The sequence below is a fragment of the Glycomyces lechevalierae genome, from assembly GCF_027622945.1.
In the GTDB taxonomy this organism is placed as follows: Bacteria; Actinomycetota; Actinomycetes; order Mycobacteriales; family Micromonosporaceae; genus Glycomyces; species Glycomyces rutgersensis.
Window position 1 is genome coordinate 103,201 of record NZ_JAPZVQ010000001.1, and the last position, 26,561, is coordinate 129,761.

The 26,561-nt window shown below is 70.9% G+C and carries 26 protein-coding genes; 6 read left to right on the top strand and 20 right to left on the bottom strand.

The features are described 5' to 3' along the window. Nucleotides 1-6 precede the first annotated feature (6 nt). Entirely contained in the window at nucleotides 7-1,752 is a 1,746-nt protein-coding gene (locus tag O2L01_RS00465; RefSeq protein ID WP_270119416.1) for a serine hydrolase domain-containing protein, read from the top strand. A gap of 25 nt (nucleotides 1,753-1,777) precedes the next feature. Here O2L01_RS00465 and O2L01_RS00470 read toward each other — a convergent pair whose 3' ends face one another. The 8 genes from O2L01_RS00470 to O2L01_RS00505 form a co-directional block, all read right to left on the bottom strand. Next, nucleotides 1,778-2,776: an SDR family oxidoreductase gene (locus tag O2L01_RS00470; RefSeq protein WP_270119418.1), complete on the bottom strand. Its 999-nt coding sequence runs from the start codon at nucleotides 2,774-2,776 to the stop codon at nucleotides 1,778-1,780. A 44-nt stretch (nucleotides 2,777-2,820) separates the two neighbouring features. Continuing rightward, nucleotides 2,821-2,997 (bottom strand): hypothetical protein, encoded by a 177-nt coding sequence (locus O2L01_RS00475; RefSeq protein WP_270119420.1) that lies wholly within the window; start codon nucleotides 2,995-2,997, stop codon nucleotides 2,821-2,823. A gap of 74 nt (nucleotides 2,998-3,071) precedes the next feature. Then, the gene (locus tag O2L01_RS00480; protein WP_270119423.1) at nucleotides 3,072-3,635 is read right to left on the bottom strand and encodes a hypothetical protein; all 564 of its coding nucleotides are present in this window, start codon (nucleotides 3,633-3,635) and stop codon (nucleotides 3,072-3,074) included. After that, on the bottom strand, nucleotides 3,632-4,153 hold the full coding sequence (locus O2L01_RS00485; protein WP_270119427.1) for a DUF6286 domain-containing protein: 522 nt from the start codon (nucleotides 4,151-4,153) through the stop codon (nucleotides 3,632-3,634). The genes O2L01_RS00480 and O2L01_RS00485 overlap by 4 nt, the downstream gene beginning before the upstream one ends. Further along, entirely contained in the window at nucleotides 4,150-4,518 is a 369-nt protein-coding gene (locus O2L01_RS00490; RefSeq protein ID WP_270119430.1) for a hypothetical protein, read from the bottom strand. Before O2L01_RS00490 ends, O2L01_RS00485 begins: the two co-directional genes overlap by 4 nt. After that, a complete protein-coding gene (locus O2L01_RS00495) occupies nucleotides 4,511-4,687 on the bottom strand; it encodes a hypothetical protein (protein ID WP_270119433.1) in 177 nt (58 codons plus the stop codon). Before O2L01_RS00495 ends, O2L01_RS00490 begins: the two co-directional genes overlap by 8 nt. 2 nt (nucleotides 4,688-4,689) lie before the next feature. Continuing rightward, nucleotides 4,690-5,007 carry a hypothetical protein gene (locus O2L01_RS00500; RefSeq protein ID WP_270119436.1) on the bottom strand — a complete coding sequence of 106 codons (318 nt, stop codon included), beginning with the start codon at nucleotides 5,005-5,007 and terminating at the stop codon, nucleotides 4,690-4,692. 7 nt (nucleotides 5,008-5,014) lie between these two features. After that, a complete protein-coding gene (locus O2L01_RS00505; protein ID WP_270119438.1) occupies nucleotides 5,015-5,458 on the bottom strand; it encodes an Asp23/Gls24 family envelope stress response protein in 444 nt (147 codons plus the stop codon). A gap of 172 nt (nucleotides 5,459-5,630) precedes the next feature. Between O2L01_RS00505 and O2L01_RS00510 the strand changes: the two genes are divergently transcribed. Continuing rightward, nucleotides 5,631-7,088 (top strand): glycoside hydrolase, encoded by a 1,458-nt coding sequence (locus O2L01_RS00510; RefSeq protein ID WP_270119440.1) that lies wholly within the window; start codon nucleotides 5,631-5,633, stop codon nucleotides 7,086-7,088. 320 nt (nucleotides 7,089-7,408) lie between these two features. Then, nucleotides 7,409-7,897, top strand: a complete 489-nt coding sequence (locus O2L01_RS00515; RefSeq protein ID WP_270119443.1) for an excalibur calcium-binding domain-containing protein — start codon at nucleotides 7,409-7,411, stop codon at nucleotides 7,895-7,897. Between the two features lie 210 nt (nucleotides 7,898-8,107). Here the strand turns inward: O2L01_RS00515 and O2L01_RS00520 are convergent, their stop codons facing one another. Both O2L01_RS00520 and O2L01_RS00525 read right to left on the bottom strand, forming a co-directional pair. Then, nucleotides 8,108-8,512, bottom strand: coding sequence for a DUF7144 family membrane protein (locus O2L01_RS00520; RefSeq protein ID WP_270119446.1), 405 nt, complete (start codon nucleotides 8,510-8,512; stop codon nucleotides 8,108-8,110). A gap of 183 nt (nucleotides 8,513-8,695) precedes the next feature. Further along, on the bottom strand, nucleotides 8,696-9,790 hold the full coding sequence (locus O2L01_RS00525) for a cellulose binding domain-containing protein (protein WP_270119449.1): 1,095 nt from the start codon (nucleotides 9,788-9,790) through the stop codon (nucleotides 8,696-8,698). Nucleotides 9,791-9,935: 145 nt separating this feature from the next. On the opposite strand from O2L01_RS00525, the gene O2L01_RS00530 reads away from it, so the two are divergent. Further along, nucleotides 9,936-10,850: an RNA polymerase sigma-70 factor gene (locus tag O2L01_RS00530; RefSeq protein ID WP_270119452.1), complete on the top strand. Its 915-nt coding sequence runs from the start codon at nucleotides 9,936-9,938 to the stop codon at nucleotides 10,848-10,850. Between the two features lie 86 nt (nucleotides 10,851-10,936). Here O2L01_RS00530 and O2L01_RS00535 read toward each other — a convergent pair whose 3' ends face one another. From O2L01_RS00535 to O2L01_RS00580, 10 genes are all read right to left on the bottom strand, one after another. Then, entirely contained in the window at nucleotides 10,937-11,671 is a 735-nt protein-coding gene (locus O2L01_RS00535; RefSeq protein ID WP_270119455.1) for an SDR family oxidoreductase, read from the bottom strand. 94 nt (nucleotides 11,672-11,765) lie between these two features. Next, entirely contained in the window at nucleotides 11,766-12,440 is a 675-nt protein-coding gene (locus O2L01_RS00540) for a GntR family transcriptional regulator (protein ID WP_270119457.1), read from the bottom strand. Further along, nucleotides 12,437-14,836: a glycoside hydrolase family 127 protein gene (locus O2L01_RS00545; RefSeq protein WP_270119459.1), complete on the bottom strand. Its 2,400-nt coding sequence runs from the start codon at nucleotides 14,834-14,836 to the stop codon at nucleotides 12,437-12,439. The genes O2L01_RS00540 and O2L01_RS00545 overlap by 4 nt, the downstream gene beginning before the upstream one ends. Beyond that, nucleotides 14,833-16,290 (bottom strand): aminopeptidase P family protein, encoded by a 1,458-nt coding sequence (locus O2L01_RS00550; RefSeq protein WP_270119460.1) that lies wholly within the window; start codon nucleotides 16,288-16,290, stop codon nucleotides 14,833-14,835. Before O2L01_RS00550 ends, O2L01_RS00545 begins: the two co-directional genes overlap by 4 nt. Beyond that, nucleotides 16,287-17,543, bottom strand: coding sequence for an alpha/beta fold hydrolase (locus O2L01_RS00555; RefSeq protein WP_344469073.1), 1,257 nt, complete (start codon nucleotides 17,541-17,543; stop codon nucleotides 16,287-16,289). The genes O2L01_RS00550 and O2L01_RS00555 overlap by 4 nt, the downstream gene beginning before the upstream one ends. Nucleotides 17,544-17,584: 41 nt before the next feature. After that, nucleotides 17,585-18,442, bottom strand: coding sequence for an ATP-binding cassette domain-containing protein (locus O2L01_RS00560; protein WP_270119465.1), 858 nt, complete (start codon nucleotides 18,440-18,442; stop codon nucleotides 17,585-17,587). After that, nucleotides 18,439-19,281, bottom strand: coding sequence for an ABC transporter ATP-binding protein (locus O2L01_RS00565; protein WP_270119467.1), 843 nt, complete (start codon nucleotides 19,279-19,281; stop codon nucleotides 18,439-18,441). The genes O2L01_RS00560 and O2L01_RS00565 overlap by 4 nt, the downstream gene beginning before the upstream one ends. After that, nucleotides 19,278-20,282 carry an ABC transporter permease gene (locus tag O2L01_RS00570; RefSeq protein WP_270119470.1) on the bottom strand — a complete coding sequence of 335 codons (1,005 nt, stop codon included), beginning with the start codon at nucleotides 20,280-20,282 and terminating at the stop codon, nucleotides 19,278-19,280. Before O2L01_RS00570 ends, O2L01_RS00565 begins: the two co-directional genes overlap by 4 nt. Further along, on the bottom strand, nucleotides 20,279-21,247 hold the full coding sequence (locus tag O2L01_RS00575) for an ABC transporter permease (protein ID WP_270119473.1): 969 nt from the start codon (nucleotides 21,245-21,247) through the stop codon (nucleotides 20,279-20,281). The genes O2L01_RS00570 and O2L01_RS00575 overlap by 4 nt, the downstream gene beginning before the upstream one ends. Before the next feature lie 6 nt (nucleotides 21,248-21,253). Then, nucleotides 21,254-22,945, bottom strand: coding sequence for an ABC transporter substrate-binding protein (locus tag O2L01_RS00580; protein WP_270119477.1), 1,692 nt, complete (start codon nucleotides 22,943-22,945; stop codon nucleotides 21,254-21,256). A gap of 267 nt (nucleotides 22,946-23,212) precedes the next feature. Between O2L01_RS00580 and O2L01_RS00585 the strand changes: the two genes are divergently transcribed. Together O2L01_RS00585 and O2L01_RS00590 are read left to right on the top strand one after the other, a co-directional pair. Beyond that, nucleotides 23,213-25,351: an alpha-galactosidase gene (locus O2L01_RS00585; RefSeq protein ID WP_270119480.1), complete on the top strand. Its 2,139-nt coding sequence runs from the start codon at nucleotides 23,213-23,215 to the stop codon at nucleotides 25,349-25,351. A gap of 137 nt (nucleotides 25,352-25,488) precedes the next feature. Beyond that, the gene (locus O2L01_RS00590; RefSeq protein ID WP_270119483.1) at nucleotides 25,489-26,559 is read left to right on the top strand and encodes a LacI family DNA-binding transcriptional regulator; all 1,071 of its coding nucleotides are present in this window, start codon (nucleotides 25,489-25,491) and stop codon (nucleotides 26,557-26,559) included. Nucleotides 26,560-26,561 lie beyond the last annotated feature (2 nt).

Here is a 26,561-nt window from a genome sequence, read left to right on the forward strand (position 1 = left end):
ACACGAATGCAGCGTCGAACCATGCTCGGGGGCGCGGCGGGGGCGGCGTTGGCGCTCGCGCTGGCCTCCCGCGCCAACGCCGAGGAGATCCCCTCCATGCCCGAACTCACCGGTCCGCCAACGGCCGGCCCCTACGACGTGACGTTTCCTGAAACACCAGTTCAGCTGCGGTACGGCTCCTGCGGCGACGCCCGGCTCACGCCCGCCCACATCGACCGGATCACGCCCGGCCTGGACGCCTTCATGGAGGGGCCGACGCCCGCGTTCCCCGGCTACACCGTGGTCGCGGCGCGTGACGGCGTCGTCGTCCGCCACGCGGCAGGCGGCCACCGCCTCCGCTACTCCGGCTGGGACGAGGCGACCAAGGCCGCCCTCGAACTCCCGCCGGACCAGTGGCTGCCCGCCGAGACCGACACCGTCTACGACCTCGCCTCGATCTCGAAGCTGTTCACCGCCACCGTCACCGGCGCGCTCATGGACGACGGCCTCATCGACCTCAAACTGCCCGTGGTCGAGTACCTGCCCGACTTCGACGCCCTCGACCCGCAGAAGACCCCGATCACCCTGGGGCACCTCTTGTCCCACACCTCCGGGATGATCGCGTTCATCAACCTGTACGACCTGCCCGACGAGCAGGCGCGCATGGAGGCGATCTACGCCCGCCCGCTGCGCCGCCCGCCCGGCAGCGGCTACGAGTACTCCGACCTGAACCTCATCGTGCTCGGCAAGATCCTCGAGCTCGTGGCCGAGCAGCCGCTCGACGCGCTCGTGAACGAGATCATCTGCGAGCCCTTGGGCCTCAAGGACACCGGGTACCACCCGGCCGACCGCGCCCGCACCGCCGCCACCGAGTACCAGCCCTGGACCGGCCGGGGCATGGTCCACGGCGAGGTGCACGACGAGAACGCGTGGGCCTTCGGCGGCGTCGCCGGGCACGCCGGCGTCTTCGCCACCGCCTGGGACCTCGCCGTCTTCGGGCAGATGATCCTCAACGGCGGCCGCTACGGCGGCGCCGAGATCCTCACCCAGAACACCGCGCGGCTCGTCTTCACCGACAAGAACGCCGGCATGGGCGAGAGCGCCGCGCGCGGCCTGGGCTGGCAGCTCGGCCAGCGCTGGTACATGGACGCCATGTCCTCGCCGGTCACCGTGGGCCACACCGGGTACACGGGCACCTCGATCGTCCTCGACCCGCTCGCCGGGACCCTCCTGGTGCTGCTGACGAACCGGGTGCACCCGACCCGGAACTGGGGCACCGCGAGCGCGTACCGGCGGGCGGCGAGCCGCCCGATGGGCCGGGCCGTACCGGTGGAGCCCAAGACCGGGCGGCAGGCCTGGTACGCGGGGCAGGCGGACGCGGCGACGGCGACGCTGACGGGGACGCTGCCGCGCGCGGTCTCGGGGGCGAAGGCCTCGTTCGCGCTCTGGTACGACACGGAGGCGACGGACCAGGCGGTGCTCGAGGCGAGCCCGGACGGTGCGACGTGGACGCCCGTACCGCTGGACCTGCGCACGGAGGACCACTGCTGGCGGACCGAGGGCGTGTTCTCGGGGTACGCGGGTCGGCAGTGGATCAAGGCCGAGGCGGTGCTGCCGGACGGGACGGCACGGGTGCGCTGGCGGTACACGAGCGACCCGACGTACCAGGGCCGCGGGGTCTATGTGGACAAGGTGAAGGTCCGGGAGGGCCGCGCCCTCTTGTGCGAGGACGCGGACCTGGTCCCGGACGGCTGGGAGCTCGTGGGCGATTAGCGCTGCGCTCTGCACGCCCCCCTGACTACATCGCCTTGGGGGTGTAGCGTTCCGCGAGCCAGTCCATCGTCTTGTCGGCGTCGGCGTCCACGACCTGGTGCTCGGGGTGGGCGTCGAGCCACTCGACGACCTCGCGGGCGCCGAGCCGGTAGGGGGTGGCGCCGAGGCCGAACTGGGGCACGAGGCGCTTGAGCTTGGTGTTGTCGAAGACCATGGAGTGGGCCTTGTCGCCGAGGAGGCCGGCGCCCCAGCGGGGGTCGGCGGCGGCGATGGCGTCGCTGGCGACGTGCACGAGGTTCGGTTCGACGCCGGCGGCTTCGGCGACCCACCCGAAGATCTGGTTCCAGGTGGGGGCCTCGTCGCCGGTGATGTGGAAGGCCTCGCCGATCGCCTCGTCCCTGCCGAGGAGGCCGGTGAAGCCGACGGCGAAGTCGCGGGCGTGGGTGATGGTCCACAGCGAGGTGCCGTCGCCGTGGACGATGACGGGCTTGCCCGCGCGCATGCGGTCGACGACGGTCCAGCCGCCGTCGAAGGGCAGCATGGTCTCGTCGTAGGTGTGCGAGGGGCGGATGATCGTGGCGGGGAAGTCGCGTTCGCGGTAGGCGGCGACGAGCAGTTCCTCGCAGGCGATCTTGTCGCGGGAGTACTGCCAGTACGGGTTCTTGAGCGGGGTGGACTCGGTGACGGGCAGGCGCGCGGGCGGGGTCTGGTAGGCGCTCGCGGAGCTGATGAAGAGGTACTGGCCGGTGCGGTCGGCGAAGAGGTCGATGTCCCGCTGCACTTGCGCGGGAGTGAAGTTGACCCAGTTGACGACGGCGTCGAAGGTGCGATCGCCGAGGGCGTCGCGCACCGACTGCGGGTCGTTGGCGTCGCCGGTGAGGAGGGCGACCTCGGGCGGCAGGGGCCGTTCGGCGGTGCGTCCGCGGTTGAGGACGGTGACGTCCAGGCCTTGCCGCACGGCCTCGCGCACGCACGAGGTGGAGATGCGGCCGGTACCGCCGATGAACAGCACGCTGACGGTCATGTGGAAACCCCTTTCGACGCTGGCACGGGCCCACCCTACCCGGGTCAGCGGCGGCGGCGCCGGGGGTGACGGAAGGCGCTCCCCTCGCCGCCGAGCAGGGCTCCGGCGACGTAGCCGAGCCCGCCGAGCACGAGGACGAGCAGGACGGCCATGGCCTGTCCGACGATGATGGCGATGGCCAGGAGCATCCCGGCGAGCAGTCCCACGTATGACGCGCGCATGGCGCCTCCTCGGTGTGAGGGACCGGGGGTCGGTCCCGTTCCACTGTGGGTACCCGGATGAAGCGGGACTGAACCTAGTGGACGCGGGGCGTGCGGCGGGCGCGTTCGCGGCGCGGGCCGTCGACGATGACGCGGACGGTGACCTCGCCGTCGGGGAAGGCCGTGGCGACGGTCTCGGCGAGGCTGCCGGCGGCCTTGATGAGCGATTCGCCGTCGGCGCGCGGGTCGACGTGGGCGCGCAGCCGGATGACTTGGCCGCCTTTGCGATCGAGACGGCGGCTGGTGACGTGGTCGACCGGGGCGTTGCGTTCGAGGTCGGCGCGCAGGCGGGGCGCGACGGAGCGGGCGTCGAGCTCGATCCGGTCGGATCCGTTGGCGGTCAAGGCGACACGGCCTTCGGCGGGGCGCGGGACGCGGGCGAGGAGCCACCAGACGGCGAGGACCGCGAGCACGACGGCGGCGGCGAGGGCGACCCATGCGAACCAGTCGGCGTCCACGACCCGGTCGACCGCGTCCGGGTCGAAGCGGCTCCAGACGCCCGCGAAGTCGAAGCGCCAGTCGGCGATGACGCCGCCGGCGGCGAGGAGGGCCAGGCCGATGACGGCGGCGGCGGGGCGGTCGATCGCGGGGGTCCTCATCGGTGCGCCTCCTTGGCCTGCACGGCGACTTCGAGTTCGGCGAGGCCCTGCAGCCGCTCCCCCACCGTCTCGAGGATGTCCGCGACGGCGGCTTCGCGGCCGGGCGCGAGCAGGGCCTTGACCTTGAGGCGGCGGCGGCGCAGTTCGCTGTCGGCGTGGAGGACGCCGGGGGCGCGGACGGCGGCGTCAGAGGCGAGCGCCTCGACGGCGCGGGGCGAGATCCAGAGGTCGCCGTCGCCGTCGGCGGGCAGGTGGCTGCGGCGGGCCGGGAGGAACGCGGCGATGAGGAACCAGAGTCCGAGGAGGACGGCGGCGGCGCCGCCGATCAGGACCCAGACGGAGGGTTCCGAATCGTGAAGGGCGGCAGCGGCGCTGCGCAGCCATGAGTCGGCGCCGGTCCAGCCGAGTTCGGCGGCGGCGTGCTGGGCGAGGAGCAAGGCGAGACCGGCGAGGAGGAGCGCGGCGAGGACGGCGGGCCAGGTGGCGGCGGGGCCGTGGCGGGGATCGCGGAGCTTCACAGGACCCTCCGTTCGGCCCGCACGGGGGCGTCGACGAGGTGGATCACGACGTCGAGGGAGACGAGGTCGTAGCCGGTGATGCGGGTGGTCTCGGCGCGCACACTGCTGGTCAGGTCGCGGGCGACCCGCCCGATGGGGCCGGGCCAGACGATGCCGACGTCCAGGTGGGCCCAGATGCGGCCGTGCTTGACGGTGGCGTGGGCGCGCGGGCGGCGCGATGCGGCGGTGCCTTCGCAGGCGAGCGCGGCGCCTTCGAGGATATGGGCGACGGCGGCGTCGGCCAGGCGCAGGCCGCCGCGCTCCGCCGGTGGCCGGTCGGCGCCCGAGCCGGGGAGGTCGGCGAGGGTGAAGGCGGTGTCAGTCACGGCGGCCTCGGAAGCGCTCGAGGACGTCGAACTCGCCGCTGAGCCTCCCGGCGACCGCGAAGCCGATCGCGCCGAGGACGACGGCGAGCAGGAAGCCGGTGAAGCCGCCGGCGATGGCGGCCAGCGCCAGCAGCAGCCCGGCCACCAGGCCGGCGAAGGAAGCCTTCATGGTCAGTCCTCTTTCCTCGGTTCGGCGACGTCCTCGACGGTGACGGCGACGGGCCGCCCGCCCGCGAGGGGCGCCACGGCCGTGCGGATCGCGGCGGCGGTGAGCGGGATGTCGGCGTCCCAGTCGACGGCGACGTGGACCTCGCAGGCGGTGTCGCCGAGGCGCAGGCCGGGCACGCGGCGGCCGGGCAGCAGGACGGCGATCTCGCCTTGGACGCCGCCGTGGAGGTCGCTCACGCCGGGCACGGCGCGGACGACGGCGGCGATGGCGTCCACGCTCGCGGCGAAGTCGTCGGGCATCTTCTCGGCTCCGTTGCTCACCCTTTGGCTATTCGACCCGCGGTTCGGCCTCGGGCTCGTTGTCGGCTTCATCGGGCAGGTGCACGTCGTGGACGACGAGGTTGACCTCGGTGACCTCGAGGCCGGTCATGCGCTCGACCGAGGCGATGACGTTGCGGCGCACGCCGGCGGCGAGGTCGGCGATGGCGACCCCGTATTCGGCGACGACGTCGAGGTCGACGGCGGCCTGGCGTTCGCCGACTTCGACGGAGACGCCTTGGCCGTAGTTGGTGCGCGAGCCGGGGATGCGCTCGCGGAGGGCGCCCACGGCGCGGCTGCCGGAGCCGCCGAGCTGGTGGACACCTTCGACCTCGCGGGTGGCGATCCCGGCGATCTTGGCGACGACCTGGTCGGCTATCACGGTCTTGCCCTGCTCGCTGGCGAGCGGTCCGTCGTCCTTGGTCTCGATGGTCGTGGCGCGCTTCTCCGTCATCACTGTCCTCCCCTGTCGCAGTCCGCCTCTCACCGTCGCACATGACGAGGGGGTTGTCACGGAAAGTGATGATCGCGGGTGGCGGCCTTTTTCTCATGCTTTATCGAAGGAGTTGACTTTATCGATTCGCGGTGCCATCATCGGAGCCATCCCGACCTTCTGGAGGCTCGCCATGCGTCGTCGCACCCTCATCTCCGCCGCCGGCGCCGGCTCGCTCGGCGCCCTCGCCGCGCCCGGCGCGGCGCAGGCCGACTACACGACCACCGTCAACCCGGGCACGAACTGGGGCACCTGGGAGGGCTGGGGCACCTCGCTCGCGTGGTGGGGCAGGGCCTTCGGCAACCGCAACGACCTCGCGGACATCATGTTCACGCGCAACACCGTCGCGTTCGGCGGCGCGAACCTGCCGGGCCTGGGCCTGAACATCGTCCGGTACAACGCCGGCGCCTGCTCGTGGAACTCGATCGACGGCCAGTCGATGGTCGTCTCTCCGAACATGATGCGCTCGCGCCAGATCGACGGGTACTGGCTCGACTGGAACTCCAGCGACCCGGCGTCCTCGTCCTGGGACTGGTTCGTCGACAGCGCGCAGCGCAACCTCATGTGGAAGGCCCGCGACCGGGGCGCGAACATCTTCGAGCTGTTCTCGAACTCGCCGATGTGGTGGATGTGCGTGAACCACAACCCCTCCGGCGGCTCGGACGGGAACGCGGACAACCTGCAGTCGTGGAACCGGCAGCAGCACGCCGTGTACATGGCCACGGTGGCGAAGTACGCGCACGACAACTGGGGCGTGGACTTCGACTACGTGGACCCGTTCAACGAGCCGATCGCGAACTGGTGGACGGCCACCGGCACGCAGGAGGGCTGCCACTTCAACGTCGCGACCCAGTCGGTCGTCATCGACCACCTCCGGGCGGAGCTGGACGCGCGCGGGCTCTCGTGGCTGCCGATCACCGCCTCGGACGAGTCGCTGTACGACCAGGCCGTGAGCACCTGGAACGGCCTCACCAGCTCCGCGAAGGGCAAGATCGGGAAGGTCAACGTCCACGGCTACCAGTACGAGAACGGCCGCCGCGACTCCGTCTACAGCGCCGTGAGCGCCGCCGGGAAGAAGCTCTGGAACTCCGAGTACGGCGAGAACGACGCCACCGGGATGCGCCTGGCGCGCAACCTGAACCTCGACTTCCGCTGGCTGCACCCGACCGCGTGGTGCTACTGGCAGGTCCTCGACGGCGGCGGCTGGGGCCTCATCGAGGCCAACAACGAGACCGGCTCGCTCGGCTCCGCGAACGCCAAGTACTTCGTGTACGCCCAGTACGCGCGGCACATCCGGCCCGGGATGCGGATCATCGACGGCGGCGAGGCCAACACGGTCGCCGCCTACGACGCGGCCGCGCGGCGGCTCGTGCTCGTCACCACGAACTACGGTACGGCGCAGACGGTCACGTACGACCTCTCGCGCTTCGCCACGGTGCCGAACGGGACGGTCACGCGCTGGTCGACCCAGACCGGCGGCTCCGAGCGGTACGCGCGGTACACGGACACGCAGGTGTCGTCCAAGCGGTTCTCGCGCACGTTCCCGGCGAACACGGTGCAGACCTTCGAGATCGAGGGCGTCGTCATCTAGGAAGACGGGCGAAGCCGGGCGTGTTGTCTGGCTGTTTTCGGCATGATCGTCCTGAGCCGGATGCGGAGAATGACACGCCCGTAATCCGTCGCGACCAGGGGTCCGGGGCCTTGACCCCGGATCTCGGAGCTCACTGCAACCCGCCAACCTATGCTGTCGGAGGGAGGATCCCAGAGGGGTCGTCGAATAGCACGAACGCGATGCTATTGGAGGTAGTGATGCGATCACCTTCCACACCGTCAGTCCACAACGGACGACGCGAAGAGCAGTCTCACCGCAATCGACCGTTGCTTCGGGTGTTGCTCGAAGCAGCAGGAGCCATGACGCTCGTCATGGGCGTCATCGCGACTTCGCCCGCAGGCGGAGATCGGGAGCAAGCACCCGAAGTCGCACACGACTTCGAACTCGTCGACTTCCAGCCGCTCGACACGGGCGACGACGCAATGATGGACGACGAAACGATGATGGAGGAGTCGGACGACGGCACCTCCGAGGAACCGCAGATGCAGGAGTCCGAATCCACGGATCCCGCGTTCATGTACGAGAACTGCGACGCGGCACGCGAGGACGGCGCGGCTCCCGTCCTCGAGGGCGAACACGGCTTCGGCCCGCACCTCGACGCCGACAACGACGGCATCGGGTGCGAGCACTGGTCCGGGCCCAGCAACGGAGATACCAATACCTCCGAGTCCGGGTACCAGAACTGCACCGAGGCCAGTGCTGACGGGAGGTTCGACATCCCCGAAAGCGATCCTGCGTACGCAGAACACCTGGACGGCGACAACGACGGCGTCGCTTGCGAAAGCTAGTGCACTGTCGTCGAGCGGAAGCGCCGCTCGCCCGTTGGGCGGGCGGCGCCCGTTCTCTGCATGAGGACGACCCCGCCGTTCTAGACGATGCCGCGGCCTGTTTCAGCAGGTTCTAGGTGGTCCCGCCGTTGGGCCGCCGTCGTCGATATCCTGCGCCGGACACGGCTGTGGGGCGGCCCGTGCGAGCCGCCCTGAATGTCGTCCAGCGCGTCAGCGGTACTCGGTGATCTCAGGCGCCTTGGCGACCGCGATGGCCCAGATGCTGAAGATCGCCAGGGCGATGATCAGCAGCGACCAGAACGGGTAGAACGGCAGGTACAGGAAGTTGTTGATGAGTACCAGGCACGCCAGGACGATACCTGCGACGCGCGCCCAAGTGGCCCCGCTGAAGAGCGAGAAGCCCACGAGTGCCGTGATCACGCCGAGGATCAGGTGGATCCAACCCCAAGCGGTCGTGTCCACGTTGACCACGTAGTCGGCGACCTCGGTGTAGAAGTCGTCGGTCGCGATGCCGAAGATGCCCTCGATGGCCTGCCAGACGCCGATCATGATCATGCTGACTGCGGCGAAGACCATGCCTCCGGCGGCCCAGGCCGCCTTGGTTTCCCGGTCCATATCGATCCCTCCTCGGGATGGTGATGCCTTCACGGTATGCCCGTTCGGCCTCGGACCTGGGCGAATGCGGAAGATTCGGCTGAAACGGACGCGCGAAAACCGCCGGGCGCCTCTGGGAGCGCCCGGCGGCCGGGTTCAGCCGAAGCCGAGGTCAGGACAGGCCGTGCTCAGGAGAGGCTGCGCTCAGGAGAGGACCTGGTCGAGGGCCTCGAACCAGTTGGCGGCGAGTTTGACGTAGCCGTCCTCGTCGGGGTGGACGCCGTCGTAGGTGTCGACCGCCGGGTCGAAACCGGTCCACTGGTCGACCACGATGACCGGGGATTCGGCCGTGGTCTGCCCGGCGGCCCAGGCGGGGATCGTGGCGTTGAAGTCGATCGCGCGCTGCGGGCAGTCGGTGCAGCCGAACGACGCGTCGGGATGCAGCGGGATGATCTGCGCGACGAGGATGACCGCGTCCGGGTTGAGTTCGCGCAGGTCGGCGACGATCTGGGTGTAGGCGGCGAGGATCTGGGAGGGCGGGATCGCCGACCAGACGTCGTTGGTCGCGAAGTGCATCATCAGCACATCTGGGGTGTTCTGCTCCAGCCACATGCGGACGTTGCCGTTCGCGACGGACTGGGTGACCTGGTAGCCGCCGTGGCCCTCGTGGTCGGGGTCGGAGCCGGCCGGGTTGCAGGCCTGGGAGAGGGAGCCGACGAAGTCGACCTCGTGGCCGGCCTTGTCGAGGAGGTCCCAGAGGTTGCCGCGCCAGCAGCCGGGGCTGCCGGTGATGGAGTCGCCGAGCGGCATGATCTTGACGGCCTCGCCGGGCGGTTCCTCGGTGGGCGTCTCGGTCGGGTCGGTGGGCCCGGTCGTGGGGTCCACCTGGCCGTCGCAGAGGTCGCCGTTGAGGGTGATCGACTGCGGGGCGGCGGTGCTGCCCGAGCCGATGAAGCCGAAGACCTCGCGGGTCTGGCCGGAGGCGATGGCGCCGTTCCAGCCGACGTCGGAGCCGGTGAAGCCGGTGCCGGTCTGGTGCCAGTCGACGTTCCACGCGCTGGAGACCTGGGTGCCTGCCGGGAAGTCCCAGGTGAGGTCCCAGCCGTTGATCGGTTCGGCGGCGGTGATCGAGACGTTCGCCTGGAATCCGCCGCCCCAACTGGAGACGATCGTGTAGTCGACCTCGCAGCCGTCTTCGGCCTGGGCCTGGTTGGCGGTGGCGATCGTCAGCGCACCCGCGCTGAGGGCCGCGACCGCGGCGGTGGCGAGGGCCAGCCGCCTCTTTCTGGTGTTTCGCATATCGCAACGTCCTTTCGGGAGCGCTCCCGAAGCATCGTAGCGAGGTTTAATTTACGTAGTCAAGTATATGAATGCCATGGTCTCGCACGGGCCTTCGTCGGATCCCGGGGGTACGCTCCGAAGCGGGCGACGGAAGGGGCGGGGCGTGGCGACTGGTACGGAAAGCGTTCCGGAGCACGGTCCTGAACAGCACGGTCTCGATGAGGCCGCCGCGACGTTCACGGCGGTGCGCCCGCGCCTGTTCGGCATCGCGTACCGGATGCTCGCCAGCGCCGCCGAAGCCGAGGACCTGGTGCAGGAGGTGTGGCTGCGCTGGCAGGCGTACGACCGCGCGCGGGTCGAGCACCCCGCCGCGTTCCTCGCGACCACGACCACGCGGCTCGCCGTCAACGCCCTCAAGTCCGCCCGCGCCCGCCGCGAGACCTACATCGGGCCGTGGCTGCCCGAACCGGTCGACACCGAGGCCGACCCTTACCTGGGCGCAGAGCGCGGCGAGGCCCTGGAGTTCGCGGCGCTGCTGCTCATGGAGCGCCTCTCCCCCAACGAGCGCGCCGCGTACGTGCTGCGGGTGGCCTTCGACTACCCGTACGGGCAGATCGCGGAGATCCTGGGGACGAGCGAAGCGTCCGTGCGGCAGTTGGTGAGCCGGGCGCGCAAGCACATGTCGGTCGGGCGGCGGGCGGCGGTGCGGCCGGACGCGCAGCGCCGGCTCCTGTCCGCGTTCCTGGCGGCGGCGAAGCACGGCGACATGGGCGAGCTCGAGAAGCTGTTCGCGGCGGACGTGACGAGCCTGTCCGACGGCAATGGCGCGCATCAGGTCTCGCGGCGCCCGGTGGTCGGCGCGGGCCGGGTCGCGAAGTTCCTCGCGGCCATCGCGGACTGGTTCTGGGAGGACCTCGAGATCGATCTGGTCGAGGTCAACGGCCAGACCGCCGCGGTGCTGCGCCGCGACGGCGGGGTGTACGGCGTGATCACCGTGGGCGCCACCGAGGAGGGCATCGACCAGGTGCTGTGGATCGTGAACCCCGAGAAGCTGACGGCGCTGCCGCAGCGGGGGTGAAGCCGGGCCCGCGCCCGGCACTGTCCCGCGGTCCGTATGACGATCGGATCGATCCGCGGGACGGGTCCGGGCGCGGGCCCGACCGGCTAACGCGCGAGCCATTCGCGGTAGGTGATCTTCCCGATCACGGCGTCCCCCTTGGGCACCAGGGCGTCGCCCTTGACCGCGGCGAACAGCCCGGCCGTGTCGTCGGTGACGACCTTCCGCGAGTCGCCGCGGGCCTCCAGGGTGATCCGCCCGAGCTCGTCGAGCGTGAACACCTCGGGCCCGGCCACGTCGCGCGTGCCCTGGAGCGGCGCGCCCGCTGACGCCTTGGCGACCGCCTGGGCGATCTCCGCCGCCGCGATCGGCTGCATCGGGGTGGCGGGCAGGCGCACGGTGGTGTCGTCCGAGGTCCAGGACATGGTCGCGTCCATGAACTCGAAGAACTGTGTGGACCGCACGATCGTGTAAGGCACGGGACCGGCCTTGAGCAGGTCTTCCTGGAGCACCTTGGCCCGGTAGTAGTCGAGCTCGGGCACGAGGTCCGCGCCGACGATCGAGAGGATCACCGCGTGGCCGACCCCGGCCGCTTCCGCGGCCTCGATCATGTTGTCCATGCTCTTCTGGAAGAACTCGAACGACGCCTCGTCGAACGTGGGCGAGTTCGTCAGGTTGACCACGACGTCCGCGCCCTCCAGCGCCTCCGCCATGCCCTTCCCGGTCAGCACGTCGAGCCCGGTGGACGGCGAGTGCGGCACCGCCTCGTGACCGTGCCCGTTCAGCAGGTCCACGACCTGCGATCCGATGCGACCCGTACCGCCGAAGACAGCGATCTTCATGACTTCCTCCTCTTCGCGGGGGCGGTTCGCCGCCCCGTCACGAGCTAGGACAAGGCTGCCGCATGGTTTGTGACAGGAGGCCGGATATGAATGTTCAGCCGCGCGGGCGCGGATCTTCGGCCCGGCCCGCCCACCAGCCGATCGCGTGGCGGATGTGCTGGCGCATCAGGGCCTCGGCGGCGTCGGCGTCCCCGGCGGCGAGGTGGTCGAGGAGGCGGTGGTGCTCGTCGGCCGAGACGTGGAGGCGGCTCGACTCGACCATCGAGACGAGCCCGACAAGGCGGGTGCGCTCCCGCAGGTCCGCGATCGTCTCCACGAGCACGTCGTTGCCGAGCAGCGCGGTGAGTTCGAGGTGGAAGGCCTGGTCGGCGAGGAGGTAGGCCGGGAGGTCGCCCGAGCGGGCCCCGGCGACGATCGCGTCCGCCTGGGCGCGGAAGTCCGCGAGGCGCCCGGCCGGGAAGGCCCCGGCGACCCGGGCCATCGCGGGCGGTTCGAGGAGCAGCCGGATCTCCACGATGTCCTGCAGGAGCTCGTCGCTCACGGCCGTCACCCGGAAGCCCTTGTTGCGCACCGTCTCCACGAAGCCGCGCTTCTCGAGGTCGAGCATCGCCTCGCGGACTGGGGTGGCCGAGACCGCGAACCGCTCGGCGACGCGCGGGACGGTGAGCAGCGTGCCGGGCGCGAGCTCGCCGGAGATGATCGCGAGCGAGAGCATCCGGGCCACGCGCACGCGCAGGCTCTCGCCCGGTTCCAGGCGCCGGTCGCTCATCGCGGGCCGTTCTTCCCGGGGATCACGAGCCGCCGCCGAGGCTCCTCGTTGCCCGCGCGGTCCGTCGCGGCGTACTCGATGACCTGGGATTCGGGGCCGATCGCGCGCACGAACGCCTCCTGGAAGGTGCCCCAGAACGTGCCCGGGCCCTCCCACTGGATCCGCTCCACCCCGGAGACCTCGTCCGCGGCGTGGAGGGTGATCTCCCAGCTCGAGCCGAGGTCCTTCACGGTGGCGCGGGAGACCGGCGGGGCCGTGTCGACGCTGAGCTCGCGAACGGTGGTCGCAGTGCGGCCCTCGCTGTCGTGGACGCGGGCCTCGAGGTACTGCACGCCTTCGGTGTCGAGCGTGACGGGGGCCGTATAGGGCTGCCAGTCGCCTTGGCCGACACGGAGTTCGAGGCGCACGGCTTCCGCTTCGGCTTCGAGCGTGTGAAGTCGGATCGTGGGCGCGGTCGTGTACCAGCCGGACGGGGCCGGCTCCTCCATGACCTCGATGGCGACGGCCGGCATGCCGGGCGGGACAGGGTCGAACGCGAACTCGGGCTCGCGGCTGCGGACGTACATGTGGTACTTGGTGTCCAGGCCGGACCAGCAGGGTTCGAACTCGACGCCGTCGAGTCGCACTGTGCCCTTCGCGGCGAGCTCGGCGAGGAGTTCGGGCCCGGTCTGCTCGGTGATGACGTCGCCGTCCTCGCGGCGGCCCGCGAGCGGGAACGCCAGGGAGGTGGTCAGCTCCGAGCGGGCGAGGAGGAGCGTCGGGCCGAGGAAGAGCGCGCATTGGCGTTCGTCGTCGATCGCCGGTTCGGCGCGCAGGCGCGCGGGAGTGGTGAGGTGGAGTTCGTCGCCGGATCGCCAAGCGCGCGTGAGGGACACGTACCGGCCTGGAACGGGAGTCGCTTCGGCCGGTTCGCCGTTGAGGCGCAGTTCGAGGTCGCCCGCGGCCCAGGTCGGGACGCGGAGGTGGACGGTGCGCTCCTCGGCGGTCTCGCCTTCGAAGGCGAGCGTGATGCCTTCGCCCAGAGGGAAACCCGAGCGGAGCCGCACGCGCAGCCCGGCCTCGGCCCAGTGGAGGTCCGAGTCGATCGGGAGGTTCACGTAGAGGCCGTCGGGGCTGTGGAAGTAGATCGTGTCCTGGTACTTGACGTGGTTCTCCAGGCCCGTGCCGCCGCAGCACGTGCCCACGTTGCCGTACTCGCGGAACGCGCCCGGGTGCACCGGGAACATGTACGTGACCTCGGGACTGGTGTCCGATCGGACGGCGCGGCGCGAGCCCAGGACGTGGTTGAGGACCGTGCGCTCGTAGTAGTCCATATAGGCCGGATCGTGCGTGTGCGCGAAGAGCCGGCGGGCGAGTTTCAGCAGGTTGTAAGCCGCGCAGGTCTCGGCGTTGCGGTGGCCCACGTCCCCGGCCACGGTGTCCGGCGGGCCCCACAGCTCGCTCTCGCCGGTGCCGCCGTGGGCGTACATGCGGCCGGGCACGACCTGGTCCCAGATGCCCTGCGCCGCTTCGAGGTAGCGGGGCTCACCGGTCTGCTCGTGCTCCTCCACGTAGCCGATGAGCTGGGGCAGGTGCTGGTTGGCGTGCATGTCCGTGAGGACGTCCGTGCGCGAGGCGCCCGCTTCGAGGACGTTCTCCTGGTCGAAGAACGCGGCGGTCTCCAGGAACACGGGCTTGCGCGCGGCGGCGGCGAGGCGGGCCATGGTCTCGTTCATGCCGCCGAACTCCCCCGCGATGTAGAGCGACCACATGCGCTGGCGGCGTTCGGGATCGAGGCGGGAGAGGCGCTGATGGACCCAGTGGCCCATGGCGACGGCGATCGGCAGCGCCTGCTTGTTCCCGGTGAGCTCGTGGGCGTCGAGCAGCCCGGCCATGAGCTTGTGGCAGGTGTAGTAGGGCGCCCAGATCTCACCGTACGGGGCGAAGTCCTCGAGCCGCGAGAACTGCCATTCGCCGTAGGCCGCAAGGAAACCAGGGTGCGAGTAGCGACCGGTCGCCGCCAGGGCGGCCTGGACCTCGCCGAGGCCCATCACGAAGCCGTCCACTTTGGCCTTCAGGACGGGGTCGTGCTCCCCCGCGGCCGCGAGGGCGAGCATGGAGAGGAAGTGCCCGGCGTAGTGGCCGCGCAGGAGGTTGGCGGTGGGGGCGTGCTCGCGGCCGGGATAGTCGGCCTCGCCCCAGGCCTGCTCGTCGGGGTGGCCGAAGTCCTCCCAGTTGCCGGGCGGGAGCGCGCCGCGCGTGTCGAGGCCGGCGTTGCGGCGGAAGACGGCGAGCAGGCGGTCGACGGGGTAGACGCGGGCGAGGTGCAGCATCTCGTCGCGGGCGCGCGCGAAGACGCTCGCACCGTCGATGCGGACGGCGCCGAGCGGGAAGGGCCGCAAGGAGGGCGCCGTCATGGGGTCTCCTCGAGGCGGGCCCGGGTCCAGGCTTCGACCCCGGCGGCGTCGATCGGGAGGGCGGCGGAGAGGACTTCGGCGCCGTCCTCGGTGACGAGGAGGTCGTCTTCGAGGCGCACGCCGATGCCGCGCAGCTCCGGCGGCACGGTGAGGTCGTGGGCGTGGAAGTAGAGGCCGGGTTCGACGGTCATGACGACGCCGGGTTCGAGGTCGGCGCCCATGTACTCCTCGTATTCGGCGTGGCCGCAGTCGTGCGTGTCGAGGCCGAGGTGGTGGCCGATGCCGCAGGCGAGGTAGCGGCGGTGCTGCTGGCCCTCCGGCGAGAGGGCCTCGTCGACCGAGACGGGCAGGAGGCCCCAGTCGTGGAGGCCTTGGGCGATCACTTCCATTGCGGCGAAATGGAAGTCGAGGTACTGGACGCCGGGGCGGACCTGGGCCATGCCGGCGCGGTGGGCCTTCTCGACGAGGTCGTGGACCTCGCGCTGCTGCGGGCTGAAGGTGCCGCTCGCCGGGAGGGTGCGGGTGACGTCGGCGGTGTAGAGGCTCTCGGCCTCCACACCCATGTCGAGCAGGAGCGCCGCGTCGGGGAGGACGGGGCCGTCGCAGCGGACCCAGTGGAGGACGGGCGCGTTGGGGCCGGAACCGACGATCGTGGTGTAGCCGGTGCCGTTGCCGTGGGTGCGGGCGTGGCGGTCGAAGGTGCCCTGGAGCCAGCGCTCGCCGAGGCCTTCGACAGCGCCGCTGCCGATGGCGCGCGGGATCTCGCGGGCGACGGCGGCGAAGCCCGTGACGGTGGCGTCGACGGCGAGGCGCATCTGCTCGATCTCCCAGGCGTCCTTGACCATGCGGAGGACGGAGAGGTGGCGGTCGAGGAGCGCGGAGGGGTCCAGGCCGTGGTCGGCGGCGAAGGTCTCGCTCGTGGTCTGGATCGTCAACGCGCCCTTGAGACTCGCGCCTTTCAACCCGTGGTCGTCGACGGCGTTGAGCGGTGCGACGTCGAGCTGGAGGGCTTCGGCCCATTCGGGGAGGCCGGGCGAGGCGCCGACCCACAGTTCGCCGTGGTTGGCGTCGCCGAAGAAGCCGGTGTCGCCGGGGCGGAAGGGCGGGGGCAGGTAGAGGCGGGCGTCGTGGCCGCCGGGGCGCGGGGTCATGACGAGGACGGCGTCCTCGGCGTGGCAGCCGGTGAGCCACACGAAGTCGCTGTCCGGGCGGAAGAGGTAGGTGTTGTCGTCGTTGCGGGTCGGGGCGGTGCCCGAGTGGACGACGACGGTGGCGCCGGGGAGGCGTTCGCTCAGGCGGCGGCGGTGCTCGGCGGCGGCCTGCGCGGCGCCCTCGACCGGCCGCGCCGGGACGGGGTCGGTGCCCCAGCCGGAGGCGATGTGCTCGGTGAAGCCCTTGATGTCCTTGATCTTCGGGTAGCGGGTGCCCGCGTAGGGCGGCCTGGCGTCGGTCATCGCCGTTCTCCTCCTCGGTCGCGCACCAGCTCCCGGAGGCGGGCGAAGACCCGCTCGGCGCCGATGCCGTCGTGCTCGTACTCGTTGGTGACCCACGCCTGGGCGTTGCCGAGGCCGCGCAGGGTGTCGAGCTGCAGCCCGGAGTCGACGAACATGTCGTCGAAGTAGACGGCTGCGGCCACGGGGACCTCGTTGGCGGCCAGGCGTTCGGGGTCGAGGATCGGGCTCCACTCCGCGCGGGCGGCGAGGGCGTGGACGGCGGGCGCGAAGCCGCGCAGGAGCCGGACCTCCTCGAACATCCACGGGAACGCCATCTCGCCGGTGAACGGGAGGGGGCGGACCTCCTCGTCGAACTCGGGGCGGCGGTCGCGCTCCCGTTGGGCGGCCCAGGCGGTGGGACCGTTGGGTCCGTCGCCGTAGATGGACTCCTGCAGGGTCCAGAACAGGGGGTTCCCGGCGGAGGAGGTGCGGGCGAGGACGCCGGCGAGGAAGCCCTCGGAGAGGCGGTCGCCGCGGATGAAGGCGTCCTCGACGAGCCAGTGCATCCGCTCGAAGCCGGGCTTCATGCCGAAGTCGATGCCGAGGGACTGGAAGCGGCGCACGGTGAGCACGTCGCCGTCCGGGAGCAGGACCGGTTCGGCCGCAAGGCGGTCGGCGATCCTGGCGACCTGCTCCACGTCGTGCGGGTAGCGGCGGTAGTACTCGGCGGTCTTGGCGGCGACGCGGTCGAAGGTGCGGCGGTAGACCTCCTCGGCACTCATCGGGTTGCCGGGGATGCCGCCGCACACGTACGCGGCGGTGAGCGCTTCGGGCGCGTGCGAGAGGTAGGCGAGGGTGAGCCAGCCGCCGTAGCTCTGCGCGAGCGTCGCCCACCGCCGTCCGCTGTAGACGGTCTGGCGGACGTGCTCGAGGTCGCGGACGATCGAGTCGGCCCTGAAGCGGGACAAGTGGTCCGCTCCGGTCTCGGCGTCCATTTCGGAGACGATTTGCGCGTCGAGCGGGGTGCTGCGGCCGGTGCCTCGCTGGTCGACCAGGACGATCCGGTAGTGCCGCAGCGCTTCCGCTATCCAGCCGCCCGGTTCGAGCGGGCGGGGGTTCGCCCCGCCTGGGCCGCCCTGGAGGTAGGTGACGAGCGGCAGGTCGTCCCCGCGCTTGTCCGGGTCCACGAGCTCGCGCACGAAGACCTCGATCGCGCCGGATTCGGGGTGCCACCAGTCGAGCGGGACCGGGACGCGGCGCTCGCGCACCCACATGCCCGGCAGTTGGTATTCGACGTATTCGACACCGGGGTCCCTCACAAGGCTTCCTCTCGCTCGCGGCGGGCCTGCTCGTTGCGCCGCCGCGCGGCGTCCCACTCGGGGCGGATGCGCGGCACGGCGGCCAGGAGCTTCTTCGTGTACTCGTGCTGCGGCGCACCGAAGACCGCGTCCCGGTCGCCGGACTCGACGATGCGGCCGCCGTTCATCACCGCCACCCGGGTCGCGATCTGGCGGACCACCGCGAGGTCGTGCGCGATGAACAGATAGCTGAACCCCTCCTCGTCCTGGAGGCGGCGCAGCAGGTTGATGACCTGCGCCTGCACCGAGACGTCCAGGGCCGAGACCGCCTCGTCGGCGATGATCAGCTTGGGGGACACCGCGAGCGCGCGGGCGATGCCGATGCGCTGGGCCTGCCCGCCCGAGAACTGGGCGGGGAAGCGGTTCGCGTGGTCGGGGTTCAGGCCGACGCGCTCGAGGAGCGCGCCGGTGAAGACGCGCGCGCCGCCGGGGATCGGGCGGCGCTGGTAGGCGAGCGGCGCGGTGACGATCCGCTCCACCGTGTGCTTCGGGTTCAGCGACGAGTACGGGTCCTGGAAGACCATCTGCACTTCACTGCGGAACGCGTGCAGGGCCTTCCCGGAGAGCGCGTGGACCTCGCGGCCGTCGAACTCGATCGTGCCGCTCGTGGTGTCGATGAGCCGCGCGATCAGGCGCGCGGTGGTGGACTTGCCCGAACCGGACTCGCCCACGAGTGCGAGCGTCTCGCCCTTGGCGACCTCGAGCGAGACGTCGTCGACGGCGCGGAAGCGGCCGGAGCGGCCCAGGAGGCCGCCGCCGGAGACGGTGAACTCCTTGACCAGGTTCCGCGCGCGCAGCAGGGTTTCGCCGGTCATCGGCCCTCCTCGGTGGACACGGTGCGGAGCAGCCCGATCTCGTCGTCGATGCGCGGCACCGCGTCGAGCAGCATCCGCGTGTACGGCTCCTGCGGGTCCGTGAAGATCCGCTCGGCCGGGCCCTGCTCGACGAGGTCGCCGTCGCGCATGACGACGATGTGGTCGGTGACCTCGCTGACGACGGCGAGGTCGTGGGTGATGAGGATGAGCCCGGCCCCGGTGTCCGCGCGGATCTCGGCCAGGAGGTCGAGGATCTGGGCCTGCACGGTCACATCGAGGGCGGTGGTGGGCTCGTCCGCGATGATGAGCTCGGGCTCCATGCTCAGCGTCATCGCGATCATGACGCGCTGGCGCATGCCGCCGGAGAACTGGTGCGGGTAGTGGTCGACCCTTCGGGCGGCGTCGCTGATGTGGACGCGTTCCATCGCCTCGATCGCCACATTGCGGGCCTGGCGGCGGGTCACGCCGGTGCGGTGCGAGCGGTAGGCCTCCATGATCTGCGTCCCGACCGTGTAGTACGGGTTCAGGGAGGAGAGCGGGTCCTGGAAGATCATCGCGATCCGGTCGCCCCGGACCGAGCGCATGGCGCGTTCGGGCAGGGCCGTGAGCTCGGTGCCGTCGAACTCGATGGAGCCGGTGCGCTTGGCGCCCTTGGGGAGCAGGCCCATGACGGCGAGGCTCGTCATGGACTTGCCGGAGCCGGACTCGCCGACGATGCCGAGCGCGCCGCCCCGGGCCACGTCGAAGTCGAGGGACTTGACGACCTCGTTGGGGCCATGGATGTTCGGAAAGCCGACGGTGAGCATCCGCACCCGCAGCAGTGTGTCCGAAATGGTCATGCCGAGCTCCCCACTCGCACTCGCGGGTCGATGGCCGTGTACAGGAGGTCGACCACCATGTTGCCGATGACGACCAGGAAGGCCGCGAGCAGCGTGACGCCCATGATGACCGGCTGGTCGTTCTTGGTGATCGAGTCCGCGGCCATCTTGCCGATGCCGTTGAGCCCGAACACGGTCTCGGTGATGAGGGCGCCGCCGAGCAGGCCGGCGAAGTCCATGCCGAAGATCGTGACGATCGGCGTGAGCGCCGGCCGCAGCGCGTGCCGCCGCCACACCAGGCCGGGGCTGAGGCCCTTGGCGCGGGCGGTGCGCACGTAGTTCTCCTGCAGCGTCTCGATCACGTTCGCGCGCGTGAGTCTGGTGTAGACGGCCGCCATGCCGATGGCGAGCACGATCCAGGGCATCAGGAAGTTCTGGAACCACTGGAACGGGTCGTCCGAGAAGGCGACGGCCTGCGGGAACGGCAGCCAGCCGAGGGTGACGACCAGCAGGAACTGGAGCGAGAGCGCCAGCACGTAGTTCGGGATCGACATGCCGGTGAGCGTGAGTCCCGCAATGAAGCGGTCCGCGAACCTGCCTTCCTTGACGGCGCTGAGCAGGCCGCCCGCGACGCCGGCGAGGAGCCAGAGGACGGCCGCGCCCACGGCGACGGTGGCGGACACCGGGAGGCGCTGCACGATCATGTCCGTGACGGCCTGGCTCGACTGGAACGAGTAGCCGAGGCACGGTGCGGCGCAGTCGATCGCGTTCGGCCCCGTACCGTAGGTGCGGCCCGCGAAGAGCCCGGCCAGGAACGTCCCGAACTGGGTCCAGAACGGCTGGTCGATGCCGAGGTTGGCGCGGATCTGGTCGATCGCCTCCGGCGTGCAGTTCTTGCCGCAGATCTGCACGGCCGGGTCCGGCGAGAGCACGAAGAAGATCACGAAGGTGAACAGGCACACCAGGAACAGCACGATGATCATGCCGAGAACCCGGTTGGCGACGAAGCGAAGCGGGATCATGCCATCCCCTCCCCCAAAAGTCTGCGGATGCGGTCGCCGAGCACCGTGAACGAGAGCACGAGCAGGAACAGGAAGGCCCCCGGGATGAGGAAGTACGCCGGGTCGACGGCGTACCAGGGCACGGAGCTCGCGATCATCTGGCCCCACGACGGGGTCGGCGGGACGACGCCCACGCCGAGGAACGACAGGCCCGCCTCGGTGCCCACGTAGCCGGGCACGGCGAGGGTGGTCATGACGATGATCGTGGAGGCGAGGTTCGGCAGGATCTCCTTGAAGATGATCTGGGCGCTGGTCGCGCCCGAGGCTTTCGCGGCCTCCACGAACTCCCTCTCCTTGAGCGACATGGTCTGTCCCCGCACGATGCGGGCGAGGTACGGCCAGCCGAAGAACGAGATCACCAGCACCAGCAGGAACTGGCGGTTCTCGGCGGGCAGGGCCGAGAGCACCGCGATCATGAAGATGAGCGCCGGGAAGGCCATGAGGAACTCCATGACGCGGGAGATCACCATGTCCACGCGCCCGCCGAAGTACCCGGCGATGAGCCCGAAGACCACGCCGAGGAAGGTCGTCAGCAGCGTCGCCGAGATCGCGATGAGCATCGAGACCCTGGCGCCGTAGACGATCCGGGCGAAGAGGTCCCGCCCGTTCCCGGGCTCGACGCCGAACCAGTGGTCGGCGCCCATGCCTCCCGCCGCGCCGAGCGGGATGCCGCCCAGGTTCGGGTCGACGGCGTCCTGGTCGAATTCGAGGGGGCCGTAGCCGCTGATCTTGACCAGCAGCGGCGCGGCGACGGCCATCAGGATGATGAGCAGGATGTAGACGCCGCAGGCGACGGCCGCGCGGTCGCGGAGGAAGGCCCGGGCGAGGCGCCGCCCGGAGGCGGGCGGCGCGGCCGGAGCGCCGTCGCGCCCCGCCTCGCCGCCCGCGGCGCCTTCGACTTCGAGCTCGGTCGGAGTGAAGGTCATCGGTGATCAGCCCCGGGACGGGTCGCTCAGGCCGATGATCGTCAGGTCCGTCATGCTCGTGTTCGGGATGTACCCGGCGATGTTCTCGCCCGGCAGGAACACGCTCGGCTCCTGCAGCAGCGGCACCATCGGGGCCAGCGCCATGACCTCCTCGTCGAACTCGCCCCACTCGACGTTGGCGGCCTCGAGGTCGGTCATCGCGCGGATCTCGTCGATGCGGGCGTTGAGGCCCGGGTCGTTGATCTGCGCGATGTTGGTGTTGCCCTTCTCGGTGATCACGCGGCCGTCGACCAGCGGCGGGACCATCGTGCTCGAGCTGGAGGCCCAGTCCGGGCACCAGCCGGTGATCGCGGCGTCGTGCATCTGCGAGGGCGTGCCGATGGTCTCGTAGAAGGTGGAGGTGTCGATGACGTTGAGCTGCACGTCCACGTCGATCTTGGCGAGGGCCTGCTGGATGGACTCGGCCTGCGCCTGCATGATCGGGTTGGAGCGGATGTCGAGGGTGAACGAGAAGCCGTCCCCGAGGCCTACGGACTCGAGCAGCTCCTTGGCCTTCTCCGGATCGCCGTTGTCGCCTTCGCTCGGGTAGAGGTCGAAGTCCTTGTGGCCGTTCACCGCGTTCGGGATGATCGTGGTGGCCGGGAGGGCGAGCTGGTTGCCGCCCGAGGCGGTCTGGAGCGAGGTGCGGTCGACGGCGTAGTTCATCGCCTGGCGCACTTCGAGCTTGTCGAACGGGGCCGCGGTGGTGTCCATGCCCATGTAGGTGACGCAGTAGGCCTCGGCGCTGATGACGCGGTCCTGCAGCTCGGGGCTCTGGAGCCGCGCGAGGGTGGCCGGCTGGATCTTGCCGGAGATGGCGTTGACGTCGGAGCCCTGGCCGGCGAGCAGGCGCTCGTCGATCGTGGCGCCTTCGAGGCCGATCTCGAACTCCCACGCGTCCGGGTAGGCCTTGCGCACGTCGTCGGTGGCCTGGTCCCAGTACTCGTTGCGCACCAGCTTGATCGAGCTGCCGGGCGTGTACGAGTCGAGGGTGTAGGGGCCGGAGGCGATGACGTCCTTGATGAACTCGTCGCCCGCGCCGGTGCCGACCGGGAACGGCACGGCGTTCACCTGGGCCACGACGTTGTCGAACTCGGGGAACGGGGCCTTGAGGTGGAAGACGATGGTCTGCGCGTCGGGCGTCTCGATGCCCGGGTGCTCACCGGACTGGTACGGGCCCTTGTAGTCCTCGGGGGCGTCGATCGTGTTCTTGAGCCAGGGCGAGCCGATGCCGATCTCCGGGTCCCAGGCCCGGGAGATGCCGAACTTCAGCTCGGCCGAGGTGATGGGGTCGCCGTTGTCGAACTTGAGGCCCTCTTTGAGGGTGTAGGTCCAGGTGAGGCCGTCTTCCGAAGGGGTGCCGAGGCCTTCGGCCATGTCGGGGACGACCGCGTTCGGGTCGTCGGCGTCACCGGCGGCCTGCATGGTGAGGCCGCGGTAGATGAGGCGGTAGAAGGCGTTGACGCCGCCGTCCCAGCCGCGCGCGGGGTCGAGGTACGAGAAGTCGGCGTTCTGGAGCATATGGACGGTGCCGCCGGGCTCGGGCGTGCCGCCGGGGCCGTCGCCGCCCCCACCGTCTTGGCCGCCGCCGGAACAGGCGGTGAGCAGCAGCGCCGCGGCCGCGAGGGCCGCCGCCGCGCGGGTTGCTTTTCTGATCATGGGGGGATTTCCTATCGCTAGTTCGCGCCGGTCGGCCGCATCAGATGGCATGGGGGTGCGCGTCGTTGGAACCCTCTGACCGGCCAAACACCTTCGGATTCGCAGTAACATATCACATATCACATACCATTGGAATGGCGTGAGATTCGGCTTTCCTTAACCCGGTTAAGTCATGTAGCGTGCCCATCGACAAGCCGAAATCCGCCGAGGTGCCCGCGGGACCGAGACCCGGGCGCGACAGGCCTTGTGCCCCTTCGAAGGAGCATCGTGAACAACGGAACCTGGACTCTCCTGCGCCGCGACGGCGTGGCCCTCATCCTGCAAGGGGGCGGCCCCGCCGGCCTGCCGGCCGTGCTCCACTGGGGCCCCGACCTCGGCCCGCTCGAAGCCGGGGACCTCGACGGGCTCGACCGCCTCACCGGCCGCCAGACCGCGCCCGGGACCCTCGACGCCGCATGGCGGCTCTCGTTGGCGCCGCAGGAGTCCGAGGGCTGGGCCGGCCGGCCGGCGCTGCTGGCCACCCGCGACGGGCGGCCGCTCTTCCCGCGCTGGGACGCGACGGTGGACCAGGAAGGCGAAGCGGCCGTTCAGGTCACGGCGGTGGACGCCGAAGCGGGCCTGACGCTGCGGACCCGGCTCGAGATCGGCGCGGGCGGACTCGTCCTGGTCGACCACGAGCTGCGCAACGACGGCGGTGGGACCGTGGAGGTCGCCTGGCTGGAGGCGACGCTGCCGGTGCCGAAGACCGCCGACCACCTGACCTCCTTCACCGGCCGGTGGGCCCGCGAGAAGGCCCCGGCGACGAGCGCGATCCCGCGCGGCACCACGGTGCGCGAATCACGGCGCGGGCGCGGCGGCCACGACTCGCCGTGGGTCACCTTGGCCTCCAATGGAACACCGCGCAACCGGACCGGCGATGTGTGGGCCGTGCACCTCGGCTGGAGCGCCGACGTGCGCCACCGCACCGACCGCCACACCGACCACGTGACGCTCCTCGGCGCTGGTGAGCTGCTGCGCCCCAGCGAGATCCGGCTCGAGACCGGCGAGTCCTACCGCACGCCGACCGCGTACTTCTCGTGGTCGGACACCGGCCTCGACGGCATCGCGGACCGGTTCCACACCTGGATGCGCGCCCGCCCGCAGCACCCGAAGTCCGCGCGGCCGCTCGTGCTCAACACCTGGGAGGCCGTGTACTTCGACCACGACCCCGCGCGCGTGGAGGCCTTGGCGCGCAAGGCGGCCGCGATCGGCGTCGAGCGGTTCGTCCTCGACGACGGCTGGTTCATGGCCCGCCGCCACGACCGCGCCGGACTCGGCGACTGGGAGGTCGACCCGGCCGTGTGGCCCGAGGGCCTCGAACCCCTCGCCGAGCTCGTGCGTGCTCTGGGCATGCAGTTCGGGCTGTGGTTCGAGCCCGAGATGGTCAACCTCGACTCCGACCTCGCCCGCAACCATCCCGACTGGCTGCTCGCCAACCCCGCGTCCGTGCCGTCGCCCGAGGGATTGTCGTACCGCACGCAGTACGTGCTGGATCTGGCCAATCCGGAAGCGTTCGAGCACCTCCGGTCGCAGATGTCGACCCTGGTGGAGCGGCTGGGGATCGCGTTCATCAAGTGGGACCACAACCGCGACCTCGTCGAAGCCGTGCACGAGGGGCGGCCGGGCACGCACCTGCAGACCCTCGCGACCTACCGGCTCATCGACCGGCTCAAGGCCGACCACCCGGGCCTGGAGATCGAGTCGTGCTCCTCCGGCGGCGCCCGCACGGACCTCGGCATCCTCGCCCGCACCGACCGGGTGTGGGCCTCGGACTCGAACGACCCCGTCGAGCGCCAGGAGATCCAGCGCTGGACCGAGCTGGTGCTGCCGCCCGAGATGATCGGCGCGCACGTCGGGCCGTCCCCGGCCCACTCGTCCGGGCGGGCCACCGGCCTCGCCTACCGGATCGCGACCTCGCTGCAGGGCTCGGCCGGGTTCGAGTGGGACATCATGTCCTGCAACGAGGAAGAGACCGAACAGATCAAGGCGTTCGGCGCGCTCTACAAGGAACTGCGCGGGCTGCTGCACACCGGGAACGTGGTGCACCCGGACGTGGTGGACCCTGCGCTGCGCGTTCGCGGCGTCGTCGCGGCCGACCGCTCCGAGGCGGTGTTCACGGTCGCCACCGTGGCATCGATCGAGGACGCGCTGCCCGAGCGGCTCCGGCTCGACGGGCTCGACCCCGAACGGCGGTACACGCTGCGGGTCCGCGACGAGATCGGCGCGTCGAGGCATGGCTGGACGACCCCGCCGTGGCTCGGCAAGGACCCGGTCCACGTCCCCGGCCGCGTGCTCACCGAGGTCGGCCTGCAACTGCCGGGCCTGTGGCCCGTGCACGCCGTCATGATCCACCTGACCGCCGAATAATCCAGCGGCGCAACTGAACCGGCCCGGGGCCGTCCGCTGCGGCGGGCGGCCCCGGATCTTTTCTCGGATCTCCCTCTTGTAGATCGCTCTACATGCTGTGTAGATTGATCTCCATCGCTCGACGGGGAGGTGTTTCCATGGCGGCTCGCGGCCCGGCCGGTTCGGTCACGATCGAGGACGTCGCCCGCGCGGCGGGCGTCTCGCGGGCCGCGGTCTCCAAGGTCATCCGCAACGCCTACGGCGTGAGCCCGGCGATGCGCGAGCGCGTGACCGCCGCGATCGAGGCGCTCGGCTACCGGCCCAGCGTCTCGGCGAGGGGCATGCGCGGCAAGACCTTCACGCTCGGCATCGAGATCCCGGAGCTCTCGAACCCGTTCTTCCCGATGCTGCTCACCGGGGCGACGGCGGCCCTCTCCGGCTCGCCGTACCAGCTCATCATCGCCCCGGCCGACCCCGCGCACAGCGAGGGCTACCGGGCCATCCAAGCCCTCGTCGACCGGCAGGTGGACGGAGTCATCGCGGTCTCGCCGCTGGTCGAACCCGCCTGGCTCTCCGAGCTCTCGGCCACCGTGCCGGTGGTGATGATCGGCCGCCACGACCGGGCCGAGGGGTACGACACGGTGGTGAGCGACGACGAGGCCGGCGCCCGCCAGGTGATGCGGCACCTCTTCGAGCTCGGGCACCGCGACATCGCCCACCTCACCGGCGAGGGCGCCCGCACCAGGCCCGGTTCCGGTGTGCCGCAGGCGATCCGCCTGGAGGCGTACCGGACGGCGATGCAGGAGGCCGGTCTCGGCGACCGGATCAGCATCGCCCGCGCCGCGGACGTCACCGCCGACGCGCACCGCACCGCCCTCCGGCTGCTCTCCGGCGCGGAGCGGCCCACGGCGATCTTCGCCTGCCACGACGAGCCGGCGCTCGGCGTGCTGCGCGCCGTCGCCGACGCGGGGCTCACCGCCGACGACGTCGCCGTCGCGGGCTACGACGGGATCGAGATCGCCGCCCACCCAGGCATCTCGCTCACCACCGTGCACCAGGACGGCGAGCGGATGGGCCGCCTCGCCGTCGAGCTGCTGCTCGAACGCATCGCCGGGCGCACCGAAGCACGGCACGAGGTGGTCGAACCCGACCTCGTCGTCCGCTCCAGCACCCGGCCGCCGCGCCCGCGCGGCGCCGCCACGCGCCTCGGCGCGCTCGGCGACCACTGAGC